Here is a 17,453-nt window from a genome sequence, read left to right on the forward strand (position 1 = left end):
ATGGGTAATTTTATCCCCGCTCCCGCCGTAGTCATTCCTGTATGGCAGCATCCGATTCCAGTCCGGAAACGGCATCATCGGCCGACGACACGGCCGAATCCGCCGTCGGCATGGCCCACCCCACGGTCGTTCCGACCAACTTCAATCCCGAGGACTCGAGCGACCACGACTCGTAGCCGCCCATCGCCCTCGAGCCCGCTCGACGGTCCTCGAATGGCTTCCGGGAACCTGCCCGCCGCCACCCTCGTCGGTTGATCGCTCGTCGCCGCGATTCATCATTGGTGACTGTCAAACCGACACACGGAGTGTCAGCCATTCGCAAAACACTGTCTCGAAACGAACCTTCTTGTATGCGGTCGAACTACGTCCGTCCATGGGTCTGTTCGACCGATTACGGGGCGACGACGATCCCCGGGTCGCATTTATCGGGGTCGACGGCGTGCCGTATAGTCTCCTATCGGAGAACGAGGAACTGTTCCCGAACTTTGCTGCAATCGCTAACGACGGGACCGCCGAGGAGATCTCGAGCATCGTCCCGCCGGAATCCAGCGCCTGCTGGCCGTCCCTGACAACCGGGATGAATCCCGGCGAGACGGGTGTCTACGGCTTTCAGGACCGAGAAGTCGGCACCTACGACACTTACGTCCCAATGGGTCGGGACGTCCAGGCTGACCGCGTCTGGGATCGCGTTCAGGAGAACGGCCGCAAGGCCACCGTGATGAACGTCCCCGTCACGTTCCCACCCCAGCGCGACGTCCAGCGGATGGTTTCGGGCTTTCTCTCGCCCGGCCTCGACAAGGCGGCCTACCCCGACGACGTTCGGGACTACCTCGAGACGCTCGATTACCGGATCGACGTCAACCCAAAACTCGGCCATCAGGACGATAAATCGGAGTTCATCGAGGACGCCCACGCGACGATCGACGCCCAATACGAAGCCTTCCAGCACTACATCGAGGAAGACGACTGGGACCTGTTCTTCGGCGTCTTCATGACTACCGACCGGGTCAATCACTTCCTGTTCAAAGACTACGAACGCGGCGGCGAGAACAAGGAGGCGTTCATCGAGTTCTACAAGAAGGTCGACGACTACATCGGCCGCCTCCGGGAGTCGCTGCCCGACGACGTCACCATGATCGTTGCCTCCGATCACGGCTTCACCAGCCTCGACTACGAGGTCCACTTCAACGAGTGGCTCCGAGAGGAGGGCTGGCTCTCCTTCCGGGCCGACGATCCCGAGGAACTGAACGACATTTCCGACGACACGAAGGCCTACTCGTTCATCCCCGGCCGCTTCTACATCAACCTCGAGGGCCGCGAACCCCGCGGTTCCGTCCCCGAGGATGAGTACGATGCGGTCCGCGACAAACTCAAGGCCGACCTCGAGGCGCTCGAGGGGCCGGATGGCAACAAGGTTGTCGAGCGTGTCGTCGAGAAGGAAGAAGCCTTCCGCGGCGATCACGACGACATCGCGCCGGATCTAGTCGCAATCCCGAACAAGGGCTTCGATCTGAAGTCCGGCTTCAAGGGCGACGCGGAAATCTTCGACACCGGGCCGCGCAATGGGATGCACAGCTTCGACAACACGTCGCTGTACATCGACCATCCCGACGCGACCATCGATGACGCCGACCTCTTCGACATCACGCCGACGATCCTCGATCTGATGGATGTCGAGTACAGCCGCGGCGACTTCGACGGCGCGAGCCTCATTTAACGACCGCCTCGGCGGCGTCGGCCGAATCGTCGGAAGCTATATTTTCGCCGGAGTTCAACCGATTGATATGAGAGGTGCCCTCCTCGTCGGGAGCAGCTTGGTCGTCGCGTTCCTGCTCGCCGGCGTCGCTACTGTCGTCACCGAGAGCCCGGCAGTGCTCGGTGTCACGCCGATCGGTATCGCGATCTACCTGGCCGCCGGCGTCGCGCTGCCACAGTACCTCCTGGCGCGCCGGCGCGGCTCGGCGCTTCGACTCGGCCTGGCCAGTCTCGCAGCTGCCGGCGCGGCGTTCGTCGTGATCGCGGGCGTCGCGACAGGGTCCCTGAACGCCGAACGGAGCGTCGGGCTCGTTGCGATCTTGTCTGTCATCGTTCTCGGAACCGCCCTCGGTGCCGGTGTTCGCGAGTTCCGTTCGGGGTACCGGTCAGCGTCACAGCCGTAGTCCGACCGCTACGACCGATCCGATTCGATCCCGTTTTCCGCCCGGCAACGAACCGCCGAGCATGGACGAAGTCATTCACGCTCGCGGCCACGAGCATGTCAGCGCCGAGCACGCGAGCACTTTCGAGGTGACAACCGACGACTACCTCACTCCCGCAGGGGACTGCATCCTCGCGATCGAGGCCGACCGCGCTCCGGCGGACTTCGATCCCGAATTCGTCGACGCCTGCCGGGACGCCGACGCAACGATCACGGTCACCATCGACGCAGACGGCCACAGCGAGTCGGTGACGGGACGGGGCGATCCCGACCTCGAGTTCACCAACGAGCGAAGTGTGGTCGGCCGGACGAGCGACTACGTCGATGACCGGACGGTTGTGGTGGGTGCAGCGTTCGCAGCCGAAGGGTTCGACCGCGATCTCGTCGACGCGCTCGCCGGCGGGGCCGAGGTGACGGTGACGATTAGCGTCGAGTAATCTCCGGCGATATCAGGAGGCTCCGGTCTCGAGTCGCCGGTAATTCCGTCGCGGTTTTGATCCCATGGCCCCAACGCAGCGATATGAGCGACGATCCGGAGCCTGCAGTCAACATCAGCGGTGGTGCGACGGGCGGCGGGGCAGCGGCCGAGTTCGACCCGGCGACCGCAGCGACCCGCGCAGAAGAGGTCGTCGATCGACTGGGTGAACTGTTCTGGCAGAAGGAGTACGGCGGCCGGGACGCCTTCACCTGTCTCGTTCGGACGATCCTGAGCCAGAACACCAGCGACAAGGCGAGTCAGCCGGCCCATGATGCGCTGATCGAGCGATACGGTAGGGAAGCTGTCGACCTCGCGGAATCCCTCGCGAACGCCGAGCAGTCGACGCTCGCGGAAACGATCAGCGGCGCTGGGTTGTACAACCAGAAGTCTGAGACCATCATCGACACCGCAGAGTGGGTCCTCGAGGAGTTCGGCTCCGCCGTAGCGTTCGCCACCTTCGTCAAGGACGAGGAGCCGTCGATGGTCCGCAAGACCCTCCTCGAGGTCCGCGGCGTCGGCCCGAAGACCGCCGATTGCGTCCTGCTGTTCGCGGGTGGCCGCGGCGGCGTCTTCCCCGTCGATACGCACGTCCACCGCATCTACCGGCGCATGGGGATCGCAGAAGCGGACGCGGACCACGAAGCGGTTCGGGCCGTCCTCGAACAGGATGTCCCCGCGGCGAAGTGCGGGTTCGGCCACACGGCGACGATCCAGTTCGGTCGCGAGTACTGTACGGCGCGCAAGCCCGCCTGTCTCGAGGATCCCGACGCCTGCCCGATGGCTGACCTGTGTGACCAGGTCGGCGTCTACCCCGCGACGGGCGAGGTCGTCGATCCAGCCGAGACGCTCGACTGATTGTGCCGGCGGTCCCCAGTTTCGGCTGCAGGTAGAACCCCGCCGGCTCGAATCCCCGTACGGGCCACAGTACGGGAGTATCGGGAAGCGTCTCCAACCGAGTGGGTGGCCGAGAACGAGCGCTTCGTTCTCTCCCTGTTGTCGTTCCTGATTGTAGCGCTTGCGAAGGCGATACTGTACTGGTTGGAATGCGGACGTTGAAGGGACCGACCCCATCGATGGGGAACTCGTTCAGCGGTATCGTCCGATCGTTGATAACGACCGGCTATGATCAGGACGTGCACCGATCCGACCATCCCCGAGATGATCGAGAACGTCGGGAACCACGCGTCGTACTCTGTGGCTACTCCTCGCTGTGTACGAGCCTGGTCGACGACCTCGAGGCACGCGACCAGCCGACGGTATCGTCGAGCGAGACGATCACACTCGTTTCGACGACCGTTCGAGCGACGCCGCTATCCGAAACGAGACAGGATCGAGAGAGGTTCCCACTGGCACTCGAGTTCGGCCGAACCCGCGGGTAGCCGAGCCATCAGTCGAGACGGGAATCGGATAGATTCGGCCTCGACGATGCCGATACGGCATGTTTGTTCATGCCATAATATTCATCGAATTGAATCGGCCGAGTCATCGACCCCACTCAATTCGGAGAGTTAGATCCATTATGAACGTCTCGTGATACGTTTCGAAGACTCCACAACGGTTTTATGTCGGTATCGGGGTAGACCCGGGGTACCAATGCCTGCAGGCCCAGATCGGGTTGCAGAGACGAGCGAGTGCGAGTCGGAGTCACCATCGACGAGCGAGCGAGGGGAGACGTCCGCCTCGCGCCGACGGGTGTTGTCGGTGACGGCGGCGGGATCGGTAACCGCTCTTGCCGGCTGTACGGAACTGCTTTCCAGCGGCGGCGGCGATCCGCTGCGCGTCAGCGTCTGGAGTGGAAACTACGCGGATCGGTTCGAGGAGTCAGTCGTCTCCAGATACGAAGACGAGTTCGACGCGGAGGTCACGGTCCAGCCCGGCTGGAACGACATCCTCACCGACATTCAGACGGCACCGGACGACGATCCGCCGTACGACGTCACCATCACGGAGGGGAACTTCTACTACCTCGGCCGACAGGACGATCTCTTCCACGAGATCCGGACGGAGAACGTCCCGAACGCCGACGAACTCATCGATTACTACGCAGACTTCCGGACCACGGAGTACGGGATGCCGGTCGACGGTGCCCCCTGTACCATCGTCCACCGCGAGGACCTGGACTTCGAGCCGAACTCCTGGGCCGACCTCTCCTCGACTGCCGTTCAAGAGAGCAACGGCGTCGGCGTTGACACCGGCTTCTGGTGGTATCCGATGTACGCCGCTGCCGTTGGGATGGACGATGCGGAACTCGGCGAGGAGATGCACGACGCCGCCCTCCACGACGATATCCTCGAGACGGTCCGCAACTGGCCAATCGAGAGCTGGGCGAGCTCCGGCGAGGACATCTGGCAGGCCTTCCAAAACGATGTCATCGATATCGCACAGTGGTACTACGAGCAGACGGCGTACGACATCGACAGCTACGACGGCCTGACCCACACGATGCCGGAGGAGACGACCGGCTACCTGAACCACTGGTGTGTCGTCAAGGGGACCGACAAGCGCGACCAAGCCGAGGAGTTCATCAACTTCCTCATGGACGCCGAAGTCCAGACGGCCTGGTCCGAGAAGATGCCCACGCTGTTCTGTAACGAGAACACCGAATACGCCGGCGAACTGGCCGACGATCTGCCGAGCAACAGCGAGGAAGCGGAAAAGATCGCCTTCCCAGACTGGGAGTTCCTCGCAGATCACAGCAGCGAACTCTCCGACGAGTTCACCGAGATACAGCGAAGTTCCTAACGGGTCGCGACACCACATTCATGTCAGAAATTACGCTTTCCGGACTCGAGAAACGGTACGGAGATGAACTCGCCGTCGAGGACGTCTCGGTGACGATCGACGATGGCGAACTGCTCTGTCTGCTCGGGCCCAGCGGGAGCGGCAAGTCCACGACGCTGCGGATGCTCGCCGGCCTCGAGACGCCGACCGACGGCGAAATACGCATCGGCGACGAGAACGTGACCGATCGGCCGGCCTACGAACGCACCACCGCGACGGTGTTCCAAGACTGGGCGCTGTTCCCCCACAAGACGGTCCTCGAGAACGTCGCCTTCGGGCTGAAGATGCAAGGAATCGGGAAAGACGAACGCCGCGAGCAGGCCCACGAGATGCTCGAGCGCGTCCGAATGGCGGAGTACGCCGACGACAATCCGATGAATCTGAGCGGCGGCCAGAAACAGCGGGTCGCGCTCGCGCGGTCGCTCGCCGTCAACCCCGACGTGTTGTTGCTCGACGAGCCGCTGTCGAACCTCGACAAGCGACTCAGCGAGGACATGCAGATCGAACTCCGCGAGATCCACGCGGAACTCGAGGAGACGTTCGTCCACGTGACCCACGATCAGGACGAGGCCTTTACCCTCGCCGATCGGATCGGCATCATGGCCGACGGGAACCTCGTGCAGGTCGGCGAGCCGAACGAGGTCTACCAGAACCCGAAGAACCAGTTTATCGAGGGCTTCCTCGGCGATACGAACTTCGTCGAGGGGACGGTCGAGCGGACGACGCTGGATTCCATCCGCGTCGAGACTGAACTAGGTCGTGAAGTCATCCTTCCGACGGCGAGCGGCGAGGCGGATGCGCTCGCGGAAGGTGACTCGGTGACCCTGTCACTTCGTCCCGAAGTCCTCTCGATCGAACCGGCGGAGTCGGCGGGGTCCGAAGACGGGGAGACAGCCCACGCCGTTCGCACCGACGGGAGCACGACGAACTCTGTCGTCGGGACGATCGAAAACGTTCTCTACCGGGGTTCGACGGTTCGCTACTCTGTCGTCGTCAACGGGACCACAGTCTTCGTCGAACGCACCGTCGGTGACGCCGGCGCGTTCGACGCCGGTGACGAGATCCGGATCAACTGGGACGGCGCGGACCTCCTCGCGTTCCGCGACAACGGCTCGAGGGTCGATCTGTAACGATGTCCGGCACGCAATCGTCACTGCCGGCACCGGTCGCTCGGCTCTGGGAACCGCTTCGGAAGCGGTCGCGCTCGAAACGGGCGCTGTTGTTGATGGCCCCACTGCTGGTATTCGAGTTATTACTCTTCGTCGCCCCGTTCCTGATCCTGCTCCGGATCAGCCTCATGGAGGGGTCGCCGGATCTCCGGTATGTCGACGGGACGTGGTCGCTGGACGGGTACGTCGAGGTATTCACCAACGGCGTGTTGCTCGATCCCATCATCTATTCGTTCAAACTGGGGCTGGCCGCCACGGCGATCACGGTCGTGATCGCGCTGTTTTACGCCTATGTGATCTGGCGAGCTGAAGGGCTGATCAAATCCCTCCTGCTGTTCTCGGTGATCTTGCCCCTCCTGACGACGCTCGTCATCAAGACGTACGCGTTCCGGCCACTCCTCTCACCAAACGGGACGCTCAACGACATCCTCCTGTCGTTGAATCTCGTCTCGGAGCCGATCCAGTTCGCACCCGGGACGGTCGGCGTGATCGTCGGCCAGATCTACATCGTCCTCCCCTACGCCGTGCTGGCGATCTACAGCGTCCTATCGACGATGGACTGGGGACTCGTCGAAGCCGCCCGCGACCTCGGAGCGAGCCGTCCGCGATCGTTCCTCGAGGTCGTCGTCCCGCAGGCGATGCCCGGGATCATCGTCGCGACGGTGATCTCCTTCGCCTGGAGCGTCGGCGCGTACGCCGCGCCAGGGCTACTCGGCGCTCGGGATCAGGCGTTCGCGATTGAAGTCGAGAAACGGTTGCTGTCGAACCTCCAGTGGGAAATTGCGACCGCGTACTCGATCATCATGCTGGTGCTGATGCTCGTGAGTGTCGCCGTTCTCACTGTCACGCTCGGCCGCTTCGGAGGTGAGTTCGAGTATGCATAGAGAGACCCTCGAGAACGCCCTGTTCCGAGCGGGCTATCTGGCGATCCTGACGTTCATGCTGTTACCGCTCGTCGTGGTCGTCGTGACCTCCTTTGCAGAGTCGGGGCAGTTGCTCTTCCCGCCCGAGAACTACTCGCTGGTCCACTACCGCGCGTTCCTCGAGGAAACGAGCTGGCTCTCGGCGTTTGACAACAGTCTCCTCGTCGGTGTCGGGACGACGGTCGTTGCGACGACGCTCGGCGTCACGGCCGCCTTCGGGCACGAACTCGACGACGGCTGGGCTGGACAGCTGCTCGCGCCGCTCGTCCTCGTGCCGCTGTTGATCCCGCCGATCATCCTCGGGATCTCGATGCGCGTCTACTTCGTCAGGGTCGGGATGGACGCCTCGTACCTGAGCATCATCCTCGCACACACGCTGTGGGCGACACCGCTCGTCTACTTCGTGATGCGGTCGGTGTTCAGCCGATTCGACTGGCAACTGCTCGACGCCGCGCGCGACCTTGGCGCGGGGCCGATCCAGTCGTTCGTCTACGCCGTCCTCCCGAACGTCAAACACGGAATCTTCGTCGGCGCGCTGCTCGCGTTCATCGTCAGCCTTCAGGAGTTCGTGATGGCCCTGTTCCTCTCGAGTCACAGCACAGAAACCATTCCGGTCGTCGCCTGGAAAGCGCTGCGACAGTCGCTGGACCCGATGGTGAGCGTCGTCTCGACGTTCCTCATCCTGATCTCGGTGGTCGCCATCGTGATCGCGACGATCGCGACGAACTTGGACTGGCTCTCGAAACAGCTCTCCTGATTCGTTGCTTCTTTCGATTTTCGGTCCAATAGATAACTATTAGAACAATCAAATGAATGAAAACGATACCAATATGTCTATTGTTGAACGTACGTCTGTAGAAATTCGCCAATACGGCTTGTGGCTTATCGCTGTGCTAATAGCAATGGTCTGGGCATCAGTTACAGGAGTCTTGGATTTAATTGGTTCTGGAAGCTATGTGGAGGTTCATTCTACTCCGACCTTGGTCAGGTATCTCAATGCAATTAGTGTTATTGGGATTTCTGCATTGGCATGGCGCGGCTCGCTATTCCTTGAAGGAGGTGAATACATTGATCCTAAAGACGGTATTTTCTATACCCTGATTCTATTCGTTCTGGCACATTCCTTTTTCACTGCTGTAGGCTATGTTCATCTACCGGGCTACGATTATCCAAGAAGTCCCTATTTTGCGCTTACACTGCTGCTAACACCTCTCATATATTTCACTTCTCATCTAATGAGAAAAGAGTAATTCAGAGCAACTTGGTCAGGAAGTATTGACCGAGATCCAGAAATGAATGGATACCAAAGAATACCACTAGCAGCACGCAGAGTCCCTCCTAGTCTATCCATCATCGAGCCCCCACTCAAGTAACGGGGGAGGGCAGGCCGCCGCGCGGCGCGCGGATCCGCGCGCCGCGCCTCGGTTCGGTCCTGGCGGACTAAAAGGGCGAGGCGAGCCCGCCAGGGCTCGCCGAGGGCTTTCTATAGGAAGCGGAAGGTCTCGAGGTTCTTCGGTGCGAACGTTCGCATGTCGAAGTCGTGGTAGAGTGCGCTCGAGAGGTCCTGCGTGGACCGCTCGTCGCCGTGGACACAGAGGACCTTCTCGGGGCGGGGATTCATCGTCTTGACGAAGTTCTCGAGGCCGGCGCGGTCGGCGTGGCCGGAGAAGCCGTCGACGGTTTCGACGTTCATGTTCAGCGAGAGGGTGCCGCGGCCGCCGCCGTTGCCCATGGCGCCGACTTCGCTGGTCGGGATCTCGTCCCAGCCGTTCTGGATGCGTCGGCCGAGGGTTCCTTGAGCCTGGTAGCCGACGAAGACGAGCGACGAGTCTGGATCGGGACCGAGATGGCCGAGCCAGGACATGATCGGACCGCCGGTGACCATCCCGGAGGTCGAAAGAATGATACAGGGTTCGCCGTCGGCGACGTCCTGTCGTTCCTCCTCGCCGCCGTCGATGTGGTTGAACTGCTCGGCGAGGAACGGGTTCTCGTCGTCGTGGAAGATGCGGTCCCGCAGGTCGTCCCGGAGGTACTCGGGGTAGGTGGTGTGGATCGCCGTCGCCTCCCAGATCATGCCGTCCAAGTGGACCGGCATCTCAGGGATGTCGCCGTTGCGCATCGCCTCCTCCAGGACGAGCATGATCTCCTGAGAGCGACCGACCGCGAAGGCGGGAATAACGACCTTCCCGTCCTTCTCGTAGGTCTCTTGAATGACTTCCTTGAGGTTTTTCTCGGAGTCGGCCTGATCGGTCTGGTAATCGTTGCGACCGCCGTAGGTCGACTCGAGGACGAGTGTTTCGACTCGCGGGAAGTCGTTGACCGCGCCGTTGAACAGGCGGGTGTCGTCGTAGTGAATGTCACCGGAGAAGGCGACGTTGTAGAGGCCATCGCCGATGTGGAAGTGGGAGACGGCCGAGCCGAGGATGTGACCGGCGTTGTGGAAGGTGAGTTTGACGTCCGGCGCGATGTCGGTGACGTCGCCGTACTCGAGCGGGATGCAGTGTTTGATCGCTTCGCGGACCTGCTCGCTTTCGTAGGGTGGGCTCCGTCCTTCCTTGGCTGCGACGTCGAGGTAGTCGAGCGTCAGCAGCCCCATCAGATCTCGTGTGGGTTCGGTACAGTAGATCGGGCCGTCGTAGCCGTACTTGAACAGCAGCGGGATCAGCGCGGAGTGGTCGAGGTGGGCGTGGGTGAGGACGACCGCGTCGATGGTCTGTGGCCCTGCACCGAGCGCCTCGGGCGCGTGGAGGTACGGTACTTCGCCCTCCGCGCCGGGTTTGTCGCCGCAGTCGATGAGGATTCGCGTTTCGGGCGTCGAGAGGATGAACGACGCTCGCCCAACCTCGCGACAGCAGCCCAGCGTGGTGATGCGGACGTACTCGTCGTCGGACATCTCCTCGCGGTGGATCTGTCGGCCGACTTTCTCCAAGATGTCCCGACGTTCGTCACGTTCCTGCTTGAGGAAGCTCCGAACGTTCGAGACGGTCGAGGATTCGATCGGCGGTGTGCGGACGACTTCGGGCGTCCAGCCGACGCTCTTCGTTATTTCGCGGAGCGTGGACCCGTGACGACCGATGACCATGCCGGGCTTTTCGGCCTCGATAACGACCTCGCCGGTGTCGGCATGGAAGTCGAGGTCAGTAACGCCCGCGTCCTCGGGGAGGACGTTCATGATCTCTTCGCGAGCCTGTTCGGGCCGCGAGAGGACGCTAGGGTCGGGCCGGACGGTGATCCGCTTGCGAAGCTTACTCGCGAGTTGCCGAATGAGATCGCCCTGCTGGGCGAACTTTTTCGGGTCGCGCGTATAGACCACCAGTTCGGGGCCTTCGTATTTCACCGAGGAGACCGAGATATCGCTCGGTAACTCGCTCGTGATCTGTGCTTTGAGATCGTCGAGTTGCTGCTCTACAGTGCTCATAAGTCGCCAATGTGGCTTGCGTGAACTCGTCGTCCGGGGTCGAACGTGGTATCGGGCCGGGGAGAGAGGATCGGGTCTGGAGAACGAATCTCGGTTCCACGAGGGTTGCCAAGCGGCGTCCGTCGCGTCGGAACCGACTGCGAGCGTCGCCGCCCACGTGGGACAACATCGCTCGTACTCCGTCTCATCTCCCGATTCATCGTATCCTACTCCGTACCTGACGAACACGCTCCCGGATCGGTTATCCTGGTCCGTGCGGGACAATTCCAGGGAGAACCCGCTTACTCGAGGCTATTCTTTGCGTGGTATAAAAGCCTTCGCAAAAATCAGGGCCATGGGGGTGATACCAGTCAGTATCGCATGTACGTTACCCCGACTCGAGTCCGCGAGGAGCGGGAGTGGATCGCGAATCGAGCCGACACGGTCGTTCCCCTCATCAACGACGTTCGGGATGATCTCGGCGAGGCCTTCGGAACCGATGTCGACGCGGTCACCGAACCACAGTACCGCGAGGAAGTCGATGCCGTCTTCGCGGACGGCGATCTGGCGGTCAACGTCGCAGCGATGGTCATGATCCTCAGAGAACTCGACGTCGAGGGCGATTATCCGGGGTTTGTCGTCGACGAACTCCTCGGGCGCGAACTGGCTGCGACGATCGCTGGCCCGCAACCGTTACGGACGCTCGGCGAAGCGACCTTTCACTACGCCGATATTCAGGTCCACGGCGACGAAGACGAAAACGCCGGCATTGACGACTGCGAGGCAGCCCTCGCCGCCGGCTTTCAAGAGCGGTTGCCGGGCTGGAACTGGACCGAACGAGAGAGCCCGTTCGCCCTCGAGCGGTAAATCTTGGGAGAGGGGAGTAGCCGACTATTGGCCGATGTTCGAGTTACTCGGCCGTCTCGTTGCTGGAGTCGGATTCGGTAGTCTCGTTGCCGGAGCCGGATCCATTGGTCACGTTGTCGGAGCCCGATTCGGTAGTCTCGTTGCCCGCGTTCTGTGCTTGCTGCTGTTCTTCGAGCATCGCCTGTTGTTGCTCTTGCTGTTGTTGTCGCTGGATGAACATATCGTACTGCTCACCGGGATAGATGCCACTGACATCTCCGTTTCGAAGTGTATCCATGATCGCCTCGTCGGGCCCCGTAACACGGAGCAGTCCGTACTTCGGCTTCGATTCCTCGACCGAAAGGTCGCTCTCGCCGGCCGATTCTTCGAACGACGTCGTGGTTTCTTTCATCAACTCGAGTCGCCTGTCTTGGAACTCCTGTCCCGCCTCCTGTTCGCTAAGATTGCCGTTGTCGATATCGGCTTGGATTTCTTCCTCGAGACTGACCAATTCCTCCTGGTCCGGCGTGACCGATAGCGTGACCCCGTTCGCTCCCTCGTCGTTCGACTGCCCAATCGAATCGAGCTGAGAACAGCCAGCGAGCGATGCAGCGGCGCCGGTACCGGACAGTGCGAGGAACCCACGACGGGTCGATAGGTTCGACATCGTGTTTTGCGCAGGGACGAACGTGGATATACCTTCTGCGTTGGTCCGGACTTGAGTCCGCCGAATCGCCGCGAATCCGCCCAACAGCGGGCACCTTTTATCCGTTCCCCTACTACCACGGTCCAGTGACGGATCCAGAGGACGGTACGCGAACGGAAACCCTCCAGGAGCCGACGCCAGTGGCCGCTCGCGACGTCGTCGCCAGCGGGATCGATCGCAACGCGATCGTGACCGTTTACGGGCGGTGTACTGTCGATTACGACGGCCGGGCCTCAAGCCGCCTCGAGGCGGGCCATCGCCACGTCATGCTCAAGCCCGACGGCGCAGCGCTGGTCCACACCGACGAGGGCCAGCAGCCGGTTAACTGGCAGCCGCCAGGCTGTGACCACGATGTGTCCTGCGAGGACGGGGCACTCATCCTCGAGAGCCTGCGATCAACGCCGGACGAACGGCTCTGTGTCAGGTTTCGGGAAGTGTTGCAGGTCTCCGCGTTCTCGGGGTCCGACGAGAACGAGCTCGCCCTCGTCGGCACTGAGGAGGACCTCCGACAGCGAATCCTCGAGGACCCCGCCCTGCTCGAGACCGGCTTCACGCCGCTGGCGACCGAACGCGACACACCCGCGGGTGCGGTTGACATCTATGGCGAGGACTCCGCCGGCCGGGCGGTCGTGGTCGAACTGAAGCGTCGCCGAGTCGGGCCCGACGCGGTGAGCCAGCTCCGGCGCTACGTTGACGCCCTCGAGCGCGACCTCCATGCCGACGCCGCCGTTCGCGGGATTCTGGTCTCCCCTTCAGTCACCGACCGTGCGAGTCGGCTCCTGACTGAACACAGCCTCGAGTTCGTCTCGCTCGAGCCGCCGGCCGAGTGAACGGACTCCCGGCCGCTCGCTGGGGATTAGCTATCCGCGTCAGTCGCCGCTGTGAGCAGCGTTTCCATGGCCTTTCGCTGGGCCGTTCGAAGATGTTGGGAGAACGTTACCGGCGGGGACATCCAGCATCTCGGCGACGTCTTCGCCGCTTTGCTCTCGCGGCCAGTCGAAAAAGCCGGCGCTGTAGGCCGTCTCGAGGGTCGTACTGTCACCGATGCGATGCGGACGAGCCGGGCCCTCAGTCATCGTTTGTCGTCAGTTCGACGGATTCGATGACTATCAGTACGTGTTTTTTAATGGTTCCCTCACTGACTATTATGCCGGATACGTTCCCTCGAGTTGCGCCCGCTCGAGGGCCTGGCCCTCCACTGCCGACTCGAGGTCGTCCGCGCTCGCGTCAGTTCCGAGGTCGAGCGTCGTATCCAGGGCGAACAGTTCGAACCGGTAGGTGTGTTCCCTGTCCGGCGGGTTCGGGCCGCCGTAGCCGTGGTCGCCGTAGTCGTTCGTCCCCTCGATCGCGTCATCGGCATCCCAGTCTTCCGGAATCGTCGCCGTTGCCGGCGGGATATTCCAGACGACCCAGTGATCCCATACCTTGCCGGCGGGTTCCTTCGCGTCGGGATCGTCAACGACCAGCGCGAGCGATTCGGCGTCGTCCGGAACGCCGCTGATCTCGAGCGGCGGGTTGACGTTCGTTTCCGTGTAGCCGTACTCCTCCGGGATTCGTTCCCCGTCGTCGAACTCGGGGCTCTTGAGTGTCAGGTCTCCCATTTCGATCACCACCTCCGTGTGCGGTCCCGGGTCGGGTGTTCGCTCGCCAGATAGAATAAACTTACAGGCAGCATCCGGAGAGCGGCCGGCTACCGACGACCCACGAAGATGACGATTCCGAGGATCAGTAGCCCGATTCCCCACCACAGCGAATCGCCCGGGAGAAAGGCGAGCAACAGCGTGACGATACCCGACGTGATGAGCGACCAGCCGATCGTCGAACGATATGTCATAGAATCAATTTGATGCCAAGTCAGTTGTGTGTTGTGCAGGGCGTTGCAACACACAGTCTTCTCGGGGTGCTTCGCAGGGACCGGCGGTATTTCGACGAGCCGTTCGAACTCCCCATTACCGAAAAATTGCTGGTTAGCCGTCGCTGACTGTCGTCACTCCTCGAGCAACCGCTTCAGTCGATCGAGCTCCGTTAGCGCCTCGACGGGCGTGAGGTGGGCAAGATCGAGCGCGCGGAGTTCGGCGGCGACATCTGCTGGTACGTCACCGACGTCGGAGTCGAGCTCCGACGAGGATCGCGAACCTTCCTCGGAACGCTTTGCGTTCCGATGTGGATCGCGATCGCTTCGCTCGCGCTCACCTGCGGTTTGCTCACCGCCGTCCGCAGTCGCCGTCGCGGGTGGCTCGCCGTCGGGATCGGAAGCCGCCCCATCGCTCGAGTCGCTGTCGAACGCTACATCGGTCTCTCCCCCTCCCTCGATCCCCTCGTCGGCCGCGTCCGCGACCAGCTCCCGCGACCGCTCGACCACCGGCTCGGGAACGCCGGCCGCGGTCGCGACCTCGACGCCGTAGGAGCCTGTCGCCGCGCCGGCGGCGATCTCGTGGTAGAAGACCACGTCGCCGTCTTCCTGATCGACTTCAAAGTGGAGCGTGAACGCGGCCGCGAGGACGTCGGCCAGTTCGGTCAGCGGGTGGTGATGCGTCGCGAAGAGCGTTGTCGCTCCGACCCGATCGTGGAGGTGTTCGGTGATCGCCTGTGCGATGGCCATTCCGTCGGCCGTTGAGGTGCCTCGGCCCACTTCGTCGAGCAGGACGAGCGAGTTCTCGTCGGCCTCCCGAAGGATCGTCGCGAGTTCGTCCATCTCGACCATGAACGTCGATCGACCGCCAGCGATGTCGTCGCTGGCCCCGACGCGGGTAAAGATTCGATCGACGGGCGTGATCCGGGCAGCGCTTGCAGGAACGAAACTCCCGACCTGCGCAAGCAGGACGATCTGGGCTACCTGTCGCATGTAGGTCGACTTACCGGACATGTTCGGTCCCGTAATCACCGCTAGCCGGCGATCGCTCGCGAAGCGGGCATCGTTCGGGACGAACGACTCTTGGGTGCGCTCGACGACCGGGTGACGACCGCCCTCGATCTCGAGGGTCTGACTCCCGTCGCGCTCGAGGATCTCGGGCCGGCAGTAGTCGTACTGGGCGGCGGCTGTCGCCAGCGAGACGAGTGCGTCGAGCGTGGCGAGCGCCTCGGCGAGTCCCTGCACGCGCTCGACCTCGTCGGCGATCTCGCGGCGAACGTCACAGAAGAGTTCGTACTCACGCTCGTCGGCGCGCTCTTCTGCGCCGACGATCTCGTCCTCGCGTTCCTTGAGTTCTGGCGTGACGAACCGTTCCGAGTTTTTGAGGGTCTGTCGGCGCTGATAGTCCTCGGGCACCGACTCGAGGTTCGGATTCGTCACCTCGATATAGTAGCCGTGGACTGAGTTGTAGCCGACCTTTAGCGAGGTAATCCCAGTCCGCTCGCGCTCTCGTTCCTCGAGGTCGTCGATCCACTGCTTCCCGTCGCGGGCGGTCCCACGCAGAGTATCGAGGTCTTCGTCGTAGTCCTCGGCGATGATCCCGCCCTCGGTGATCTCGATCGGCGGATCCGACACGATCGCGTCGTCGATCAACTCGCGGACATCCGCCAGCGGATCGAGATCGGCGTGCAGCCGCTCGAGCCGGTCGCAGTCGGCGTCGGCGAGCCCCTCGCGGATGTCGGGCACCACGGCGAGGGTGTCCCGCAGCGACCGCAGATCCCGCGCGTTCGCTCGCTCGCGGGAGATCCGCCCGATCAGTCGCTCGAGGTCATAGACATCCCGCAGGTGCTCGTGCAGTCGTTCGCGCGTCCGGACCGCGCTCGTGAGTTCCTCGACGGCGTCCAGTCGCGCCTCGATGCGATCGGGCTCGAGCAGCGGCCGTCGGAGCCAGTCGCGAAGTTTCCGCCCGCCGAGCGCGCTGGCGGTCTCATCGAGAACGCCGACGAGCGTCGCGTCGTCCCGCCCGTTGATGGCGCGGGGTTCGAACAGCTCGAGACTCCGCAGGGCGACGGCGTCTAACAGCAGGTACTCGCGAGGATCGTACCGCGTGAGGTGGGTGAGATACTCGAGGTGAGCGTCCTCGTCCGGACTCCCGGTCGCGTCTGCATCGTCGTCGCTCGCTTCGGTGCAGTCGTCTTCGTCGCCGCATTCGCCCTCGTGTTCGCCGCCGCGGACGTACTCCGCGTAGGAAAGGAGCGCGCCGCAGGCCCGAATCTCGGCGTCGCTCGCCAGCAGGGCGTCGGGATTTCGGAAGTACGCCGAGAGTTTCTCGCCCGCTCGCTCGCGGTCGAACGCGTCCTCGTCGTACGGCGTGACCATGCAGTTCGCCGGAACGAGATCAGCGGGTGCGTCCGGACCAATGACGGCCTCCGCGGGCGCGAACCGACTCACCTCGTCAGCGATGGACTCCCTCGAGGTTGAACTCGTCGCGAGGAAATCACCCGTGGAGACGTCGAGTAGGGCCAGTGCAAGCGCATCGTCCTCGCCGGGAGATGCATCGTCGCGAGCGACTGCCGCGACGAAGTTGTTGTCGTCGCTCGCGAGCAGTTCGTCCTCGGTGAGCGTCCCAGGCGTGATCACGCGCGTGACCGCCCGTTCGACGACCCCCGAGGTCTCGCCGGGCTCCTCGACCTGATCGGCAACCGCGACCCGATACCCCGCTTCGAGCAACTCTTCGATGTATGACTCGACGTTGTCGATCGGGATGCCGGCCATCGGATACTCGCCGGTGCTGTCCTCGCGGCTGGTCAGCGCGATCTCGAGCAGCCGCGCAGTGCGCTCGGCCGCGCCACAGAACGTCTCGTAGAAGTCCCCTACCTGAAAGAGAACGATCGCATCGTCGTAGCGCGCACAGAGATCGTGATACTGCGCCATCATGGGCGTCAGCTCATCGCGCTTCTCGGCCATCGCCTCCGGAGGGCCAAGCGCCGGGTCCATACCCGAATTCGGCCGCCCGACGCTCAAATACCTTGCTGGATCCGTCCCACCGGTGACTCTAGCTCCACCTATCGGGTTCACTGACTGTCACGAAACGGGAAAAACGT

The 17,453-nt window shown here is 62.6% G+C and carries 19 protein-coding genes; 13 read left to right on the plus strand and 6 right to left on the minus strand.

Translation table 11 applies throughout. The features are described from left to right. Nucleotides 1–41: 41 nt before the first annotated feature. From K6I40_RS28300 to K6I40_RS08930, 11 genes are all read left to right on the plus strand, one after another. Nucleotides 42–176 carry a hypothetical protein gene (locus K6I40_RS28300; protein ID WP_255681901.1) on the plus strand — a complete coding sequence of 45 codons (135 nt, stop codon included), beginning with the start codon at nt 42–44 and terminating at the stop codon, nt 174–176. A 197-nt stretch (nt 177–373) separates the two neighbouring features. After that, a complete protein-coding gene (locus K6I40_RS08885; protein ID WP_222918687.1) occupies nt 374–1,717 on the plus strand; it encodes an alkaline phosphatase family protein in 1,344 nt (447 codons plus the stop codon). A gap of 67 nt (nt 1,718–1,784) precedes the next feature. Next, a complete protein-coding gene (locus tag K6I40_RS08890) occupies nt 1,785–2,159 on the plus strand; it encodes a hypothetical protein (protein ID WP_222918688.1) in 375 nt (124 codons plus the stop codon). A gap of 61 nt (nt 2,160–2,220) precedes the next feature. Next, nucleotides 2,221–2,634: a DUF371 domain-containing protein gene (locus K6I40_RS08895; protein ID WP_222918689.1), complete on the plus strand. Its 414-nt coding sequence runs from the start codon at nt 2,221–2,223 to the stop codon at nt 2,632–2,634. Between the two features lie 83 nt (nt 2,635–2,717). Continuing rightward, the gene (nth, locus tag K6I40_RS08900; protein ID WP_222918690.1) at nt 2,718–3,530 is read left to right on the plus strand and encodes an endonuclease III; all 813 of its coding nucleotides are present in this window, start codon (nt 2,718–2,720) and stop codon (nt 3,528–3,530) included. A 218-nt stretch (nt 3,531–3,748) separates the two neighbouring features. Continuing rightward, entirely contained in the window at nt 3,749–4,054 is a 306-nt protein-coding gene (locus K6I40_RS08905) for a hypothetical protein (protein WP_222918691.1), read from the plus strand. Between the two features lie 214 nt (nt 4,055–4,268). After that, a complete protein-coding gene (locus tag K6I40_RS08910; RefSeq protein ID WP_222918692.1) occupies nt 4,269–5,417 on the plus strand; it encodes an extracellular solute-binding protein in 1,149 nt (382 codons plus the stop codon). Nucleotides 5,418–5,437: 20 nt separating this feature from the next. Continuing rightward, the gene (locus K6I40_RS08915) at nt 5,438–6,586 is read left to right on the plus strand and encodes an ABC transporter ATP-binding protein (RefSeq protein WP_222918693.1); all 1,149 of its coding nucleotides are present in this window, start codon (nt 5,438–5,440) and stop codon (nt 6,584–6,586) included. Nucleotides 6,587–6,588: 2 nt separating this feature from the next. Continuing rightward, nucleotides 6,589–7,509: an ABC transporter permease gene (locus tag K6I40_RS08920; protein WP_222918694.1), complete on the plus strand. Its 921-nt coding sequence runs from the start codon at nt 6,589–6,591 to the stop codon at nt 7,507–7,509. Beyond that, a complete protein-coding gene (locus K6I40_RS08925) occupies nt 7,502–8,305 on the plus strand; it encodes an ABC transporter permease (RefSeq protein ID WP_222918695.1) in 804 nt (267 codons plus the stop codon). Before K6I40_RS08920 ends, K6I40_RS08925 begins: the two co-directional genes overlap by 8 nt. Nucleotides 8,306–8,357: 52 nt before the next feature. Then, on the plus strand, nt 8,358–8,798 hold the full coding sequence (locus tag K6I40_RS08930) for a hypothetical protein (RefSeq protein ID WP_222918696.1): 441 nt from the start codon (nt 8,358–8,360) through the stop codon (nt 8,796–8,798). A gap of 233 nt (nt 8,799–9,031) precedes the next feature. On the opposite strand, the gene K6I40_RS08935 is transcribed toward K6I40_RS08930, so the two are convergent. Next, nucleotides 9,032–10,966, minus strand: a complete 1,935-nt coding sequence (locus K6I40_RS08935) for a beta-CASP ribonuclease aCPSF1 (RefSeq protein ID WP_222918697.1) — start codon at nt 10,964–10,966, stop codon at nt 9,032–9,034. Nucleotides 10,967–11,326: 360 nt separating this feature from the next. Between K6I40_RS08935 and K6I40_RS08940 the strand changes: the two genes are divergently transcribed. Next, nucleotides 11,327–11,812: a hypothetical protein gene (locus K6I40_RS08940; protein ID WP_222918698.1), complete on the plus strand. Its 486-nt coding sequence runs from the start codon at nt 11,327–11,329 to the stop codon at nt 11,810–11,812. A 43-nt stretch (nt 11,813–11,855) separates the two neighbouring features. Here the strand turns inward: K6I40_RS08940 and K6I40_RS08945 are convergent, their stop codons facing one another. Beyond that, entirely contained in the window at nt 11,856–12,458 is a 603-nt protein-coding gene (locus K6I40_RS08945) for a hypothetical protein (RefSeq protein WP_222918699.1), read from the minus strand. Between the two features lie 125 nt (nt 12,459–12,583). On the opposite strand from K6I40_RS08945, the gene nucS reads away from it, so the two are divergent. Continuing rightward, nucleotides 12,584–13,327, plus strand: a complete 744-nt coding sequence (gene nucS / locus K6I40_RS08950; protein ID WP_222918700.1) for an endonuclease NucS — start codon at nt 12,584–12,586, stop codon at nt 13,325–13,327. A gap of 39 nt (nt 13,328–13,366) precedes the next feature. Here nucS and K6I40_RS08955 read toward each other — a convergent pair whose 3' ends face one another. From K6I40_RS08955 to mutS, 4 genes are all read right to left on the minus strand, one after another. Next, a complete protein-coding gene (locus tag K6I40_RS08955; RefSeq protein WP_222918701.1) occupies nt 13,367–13,573 on the minus strand; it encodes a helix-turn-helix domain-containing protein in 207 nt (68 codons plus the stop codon). A gap of 69 nt (nt 13,574–13,642) precedes the next feature. Continuing rightward, nucleotides 13,643–14,098 carry a YbhB/YbcL family Raf kinase inhibitor-like protein gene (locus K6I40_RS08960; RefSeq protein WP_222918702.1) on the minus strand — a complete coding sequence of 152 codons (456 nt, stop codon included), beginning with the start codon at nt 14,096–14,098 and terminating at the stop codon, nt 13,643–13,645. Between the two features lie 89 nt (nt 14,099–14,187). Continuing rightward, nucleotides 14,188–14,331: a hypothetical protein gene (locus K6I40_RS08965; RefSeq protein ID WP_222918703.1), complete on the minus strand. Its 144-nt coding sequence runs from the start codon at nt 14,329–14,331 to the stop codon at nt 14,188–14,190. Nucleotides 14,332–14,484: 153 nt separating this feature from the next. Then, nucleotides 14,485–17,346, minus strand: a complete 2,862-nt coding sequence (mutS, locus tag K6I40_RS08970) for a DNA mismatch repair protein MutS (protein ID WP_222918704.1) — start codon at nt 17,344–17,346, stop codon at nt 14,485–14,487. Nucleotides 17,347–17,453: the final 107 nt, after the last annotated feature.

This window comes from Natrinema sp. SYSU A 869 (assembly GCF_019879105.1).
Lineage (GTDB): Archaea > Halobacteriota > Halobacteria > Halobacteriales > Natrialbaceae > Natrinema.

What these genes read in the sequence shown, in the direction of transcription:
- K6I40_RS28300 (WP_255681901.1), top strand. Translation starts at nt 42, where the DNA reads ATGGCAGCATCCGATTCCAGTCCGGAAACGGCATCATCGGCCGACGAC.
- K6I40_RS08885 (WP_222918687.1), top strand. Translation starts at nt 374, where the DNA reads ATGGGTCTGTTCGACCGATTACGGGGCGACGACGATCCCCGGGTCGCA.
- K6I40_RS08890 (WP_222918688.1), top strand. Translation starts at nt 1,785, where the DNA reads ATGAGAGGTGCCCTCCTCGTCGGGAGCAGCTTGGTCGTCGCGTTCCTG.
- K6I40_RS08895 (WP_222918689.1), top strand. Translation starts at nt 2,221, where the DNA reads ATGGACGAAGTCATTCACGCTCGCGGCCACGAGCATGTCAGCGCCGAG.
- nth (WP_222918690.1), top strand. Translation starts at nt 2,718, where the DNA reads ATGAGCGACGATCCGGAGCCTGCAGTCAACATCAGCGGTGGTGCGACG.
- K6I40_RS08905 (WP_222918691.1), top strand. Translation starts at nt 3,749, where the DNA reads ATGGGGAACTCGTTCAGCGGTATCGTCCGATCGTTGATAACGACCGGC.
- K6I40_RS08910 (WP_222918692.1), top strand. Translation starts at nt 4,269, where the DNA reads ATGCCTGCAGGCCCAGATCGGGTTGCAGAGACGAGCGAGTGCGAGTCG.
- K6I40_RS08915 (WP_222918693.1), top strand. Translation starts at nt 5,438, where the DNA reads ATGTCAGAAATTACGCTTTCCGGACTCGAGAAACGGTACGGAGATGAA.
- K6I40_RS08920 (WP_222918694.1), top strand. Translation starts at nt 6,589, where the DNA reads ATGTCCGGCACGCAATCGTCACTGCCGGCACCGGTCGCTCGGCTCTGG.
- K6I40_RS08925 (WP_222918695.1), top strand. Translation starts at nt 7,502, where the DNA reads ATGCATAGAGAGACCCTCGAGAACGCCCTGTTCCGAGCGGGCTATCTG.
- K6I40_RS08930 (WP_222918696.1), top strand. Translation starts at nt 8,358, where the DNA reads ATGAATGAAAACGATACCAATATGTCTATTGTTGAACGTACGTCTGTA.
- K6I40_RS08935 (WP_222918697.1), bottom strand. Translation starts at nt 10,966, where the DNA reads ATGAGCACTGTAGAGCAGCAACTCGACGATCTCAAAGCACAGATCACG.
- K6I40_RS08940 (WP_222918698.1), top strand. Translation starts at nt 11,327, where the DNA reads ATGTACGTTACCCCGACTCGAGTCCGCGAGGAGCGGGAGTGGATCGCG.
- K6I40_RS08945 (WP_222918699.1), bottom strand. Translation starts at nt 12,458, where the DNA reads ATGTCGAACCTATCGACCCGTCGTGGGTTCCTCGCACTGTCCGGTACC.
- K6I40_RS08955 (WP_222918701.1), bottom strand. Translation starts at nt 13,573, where the DNA reads ATGACTGAGGGCCCGGCTCGTCCGCATCGCATCGGTGACAGTACGACC.
- K6I40_RS08960 (WP_222918702.1), bottom strand. Translation starts at nt 14,098, where the DNA reads ATGGGAGACCTGACACTCAAGAGCCCCGAGTTCGACGACGGGGAACGA.
- K6I40_RS08965 (WP_222918703.1), bottom strand. Translation starts at nt 14,331, where the DNA reads ATGACATATCGTTCGACGATCGGCTGGTCGCTCATCACGTCGGGTATC.
- mutS (WP_222918704.1), bottom strand. Translation starts at nt 17,346, where the DNA reads ATGGACCCGGCGCTTGGCCCTCCGGAGGCGATGGCCGAGAAGCGCGAT.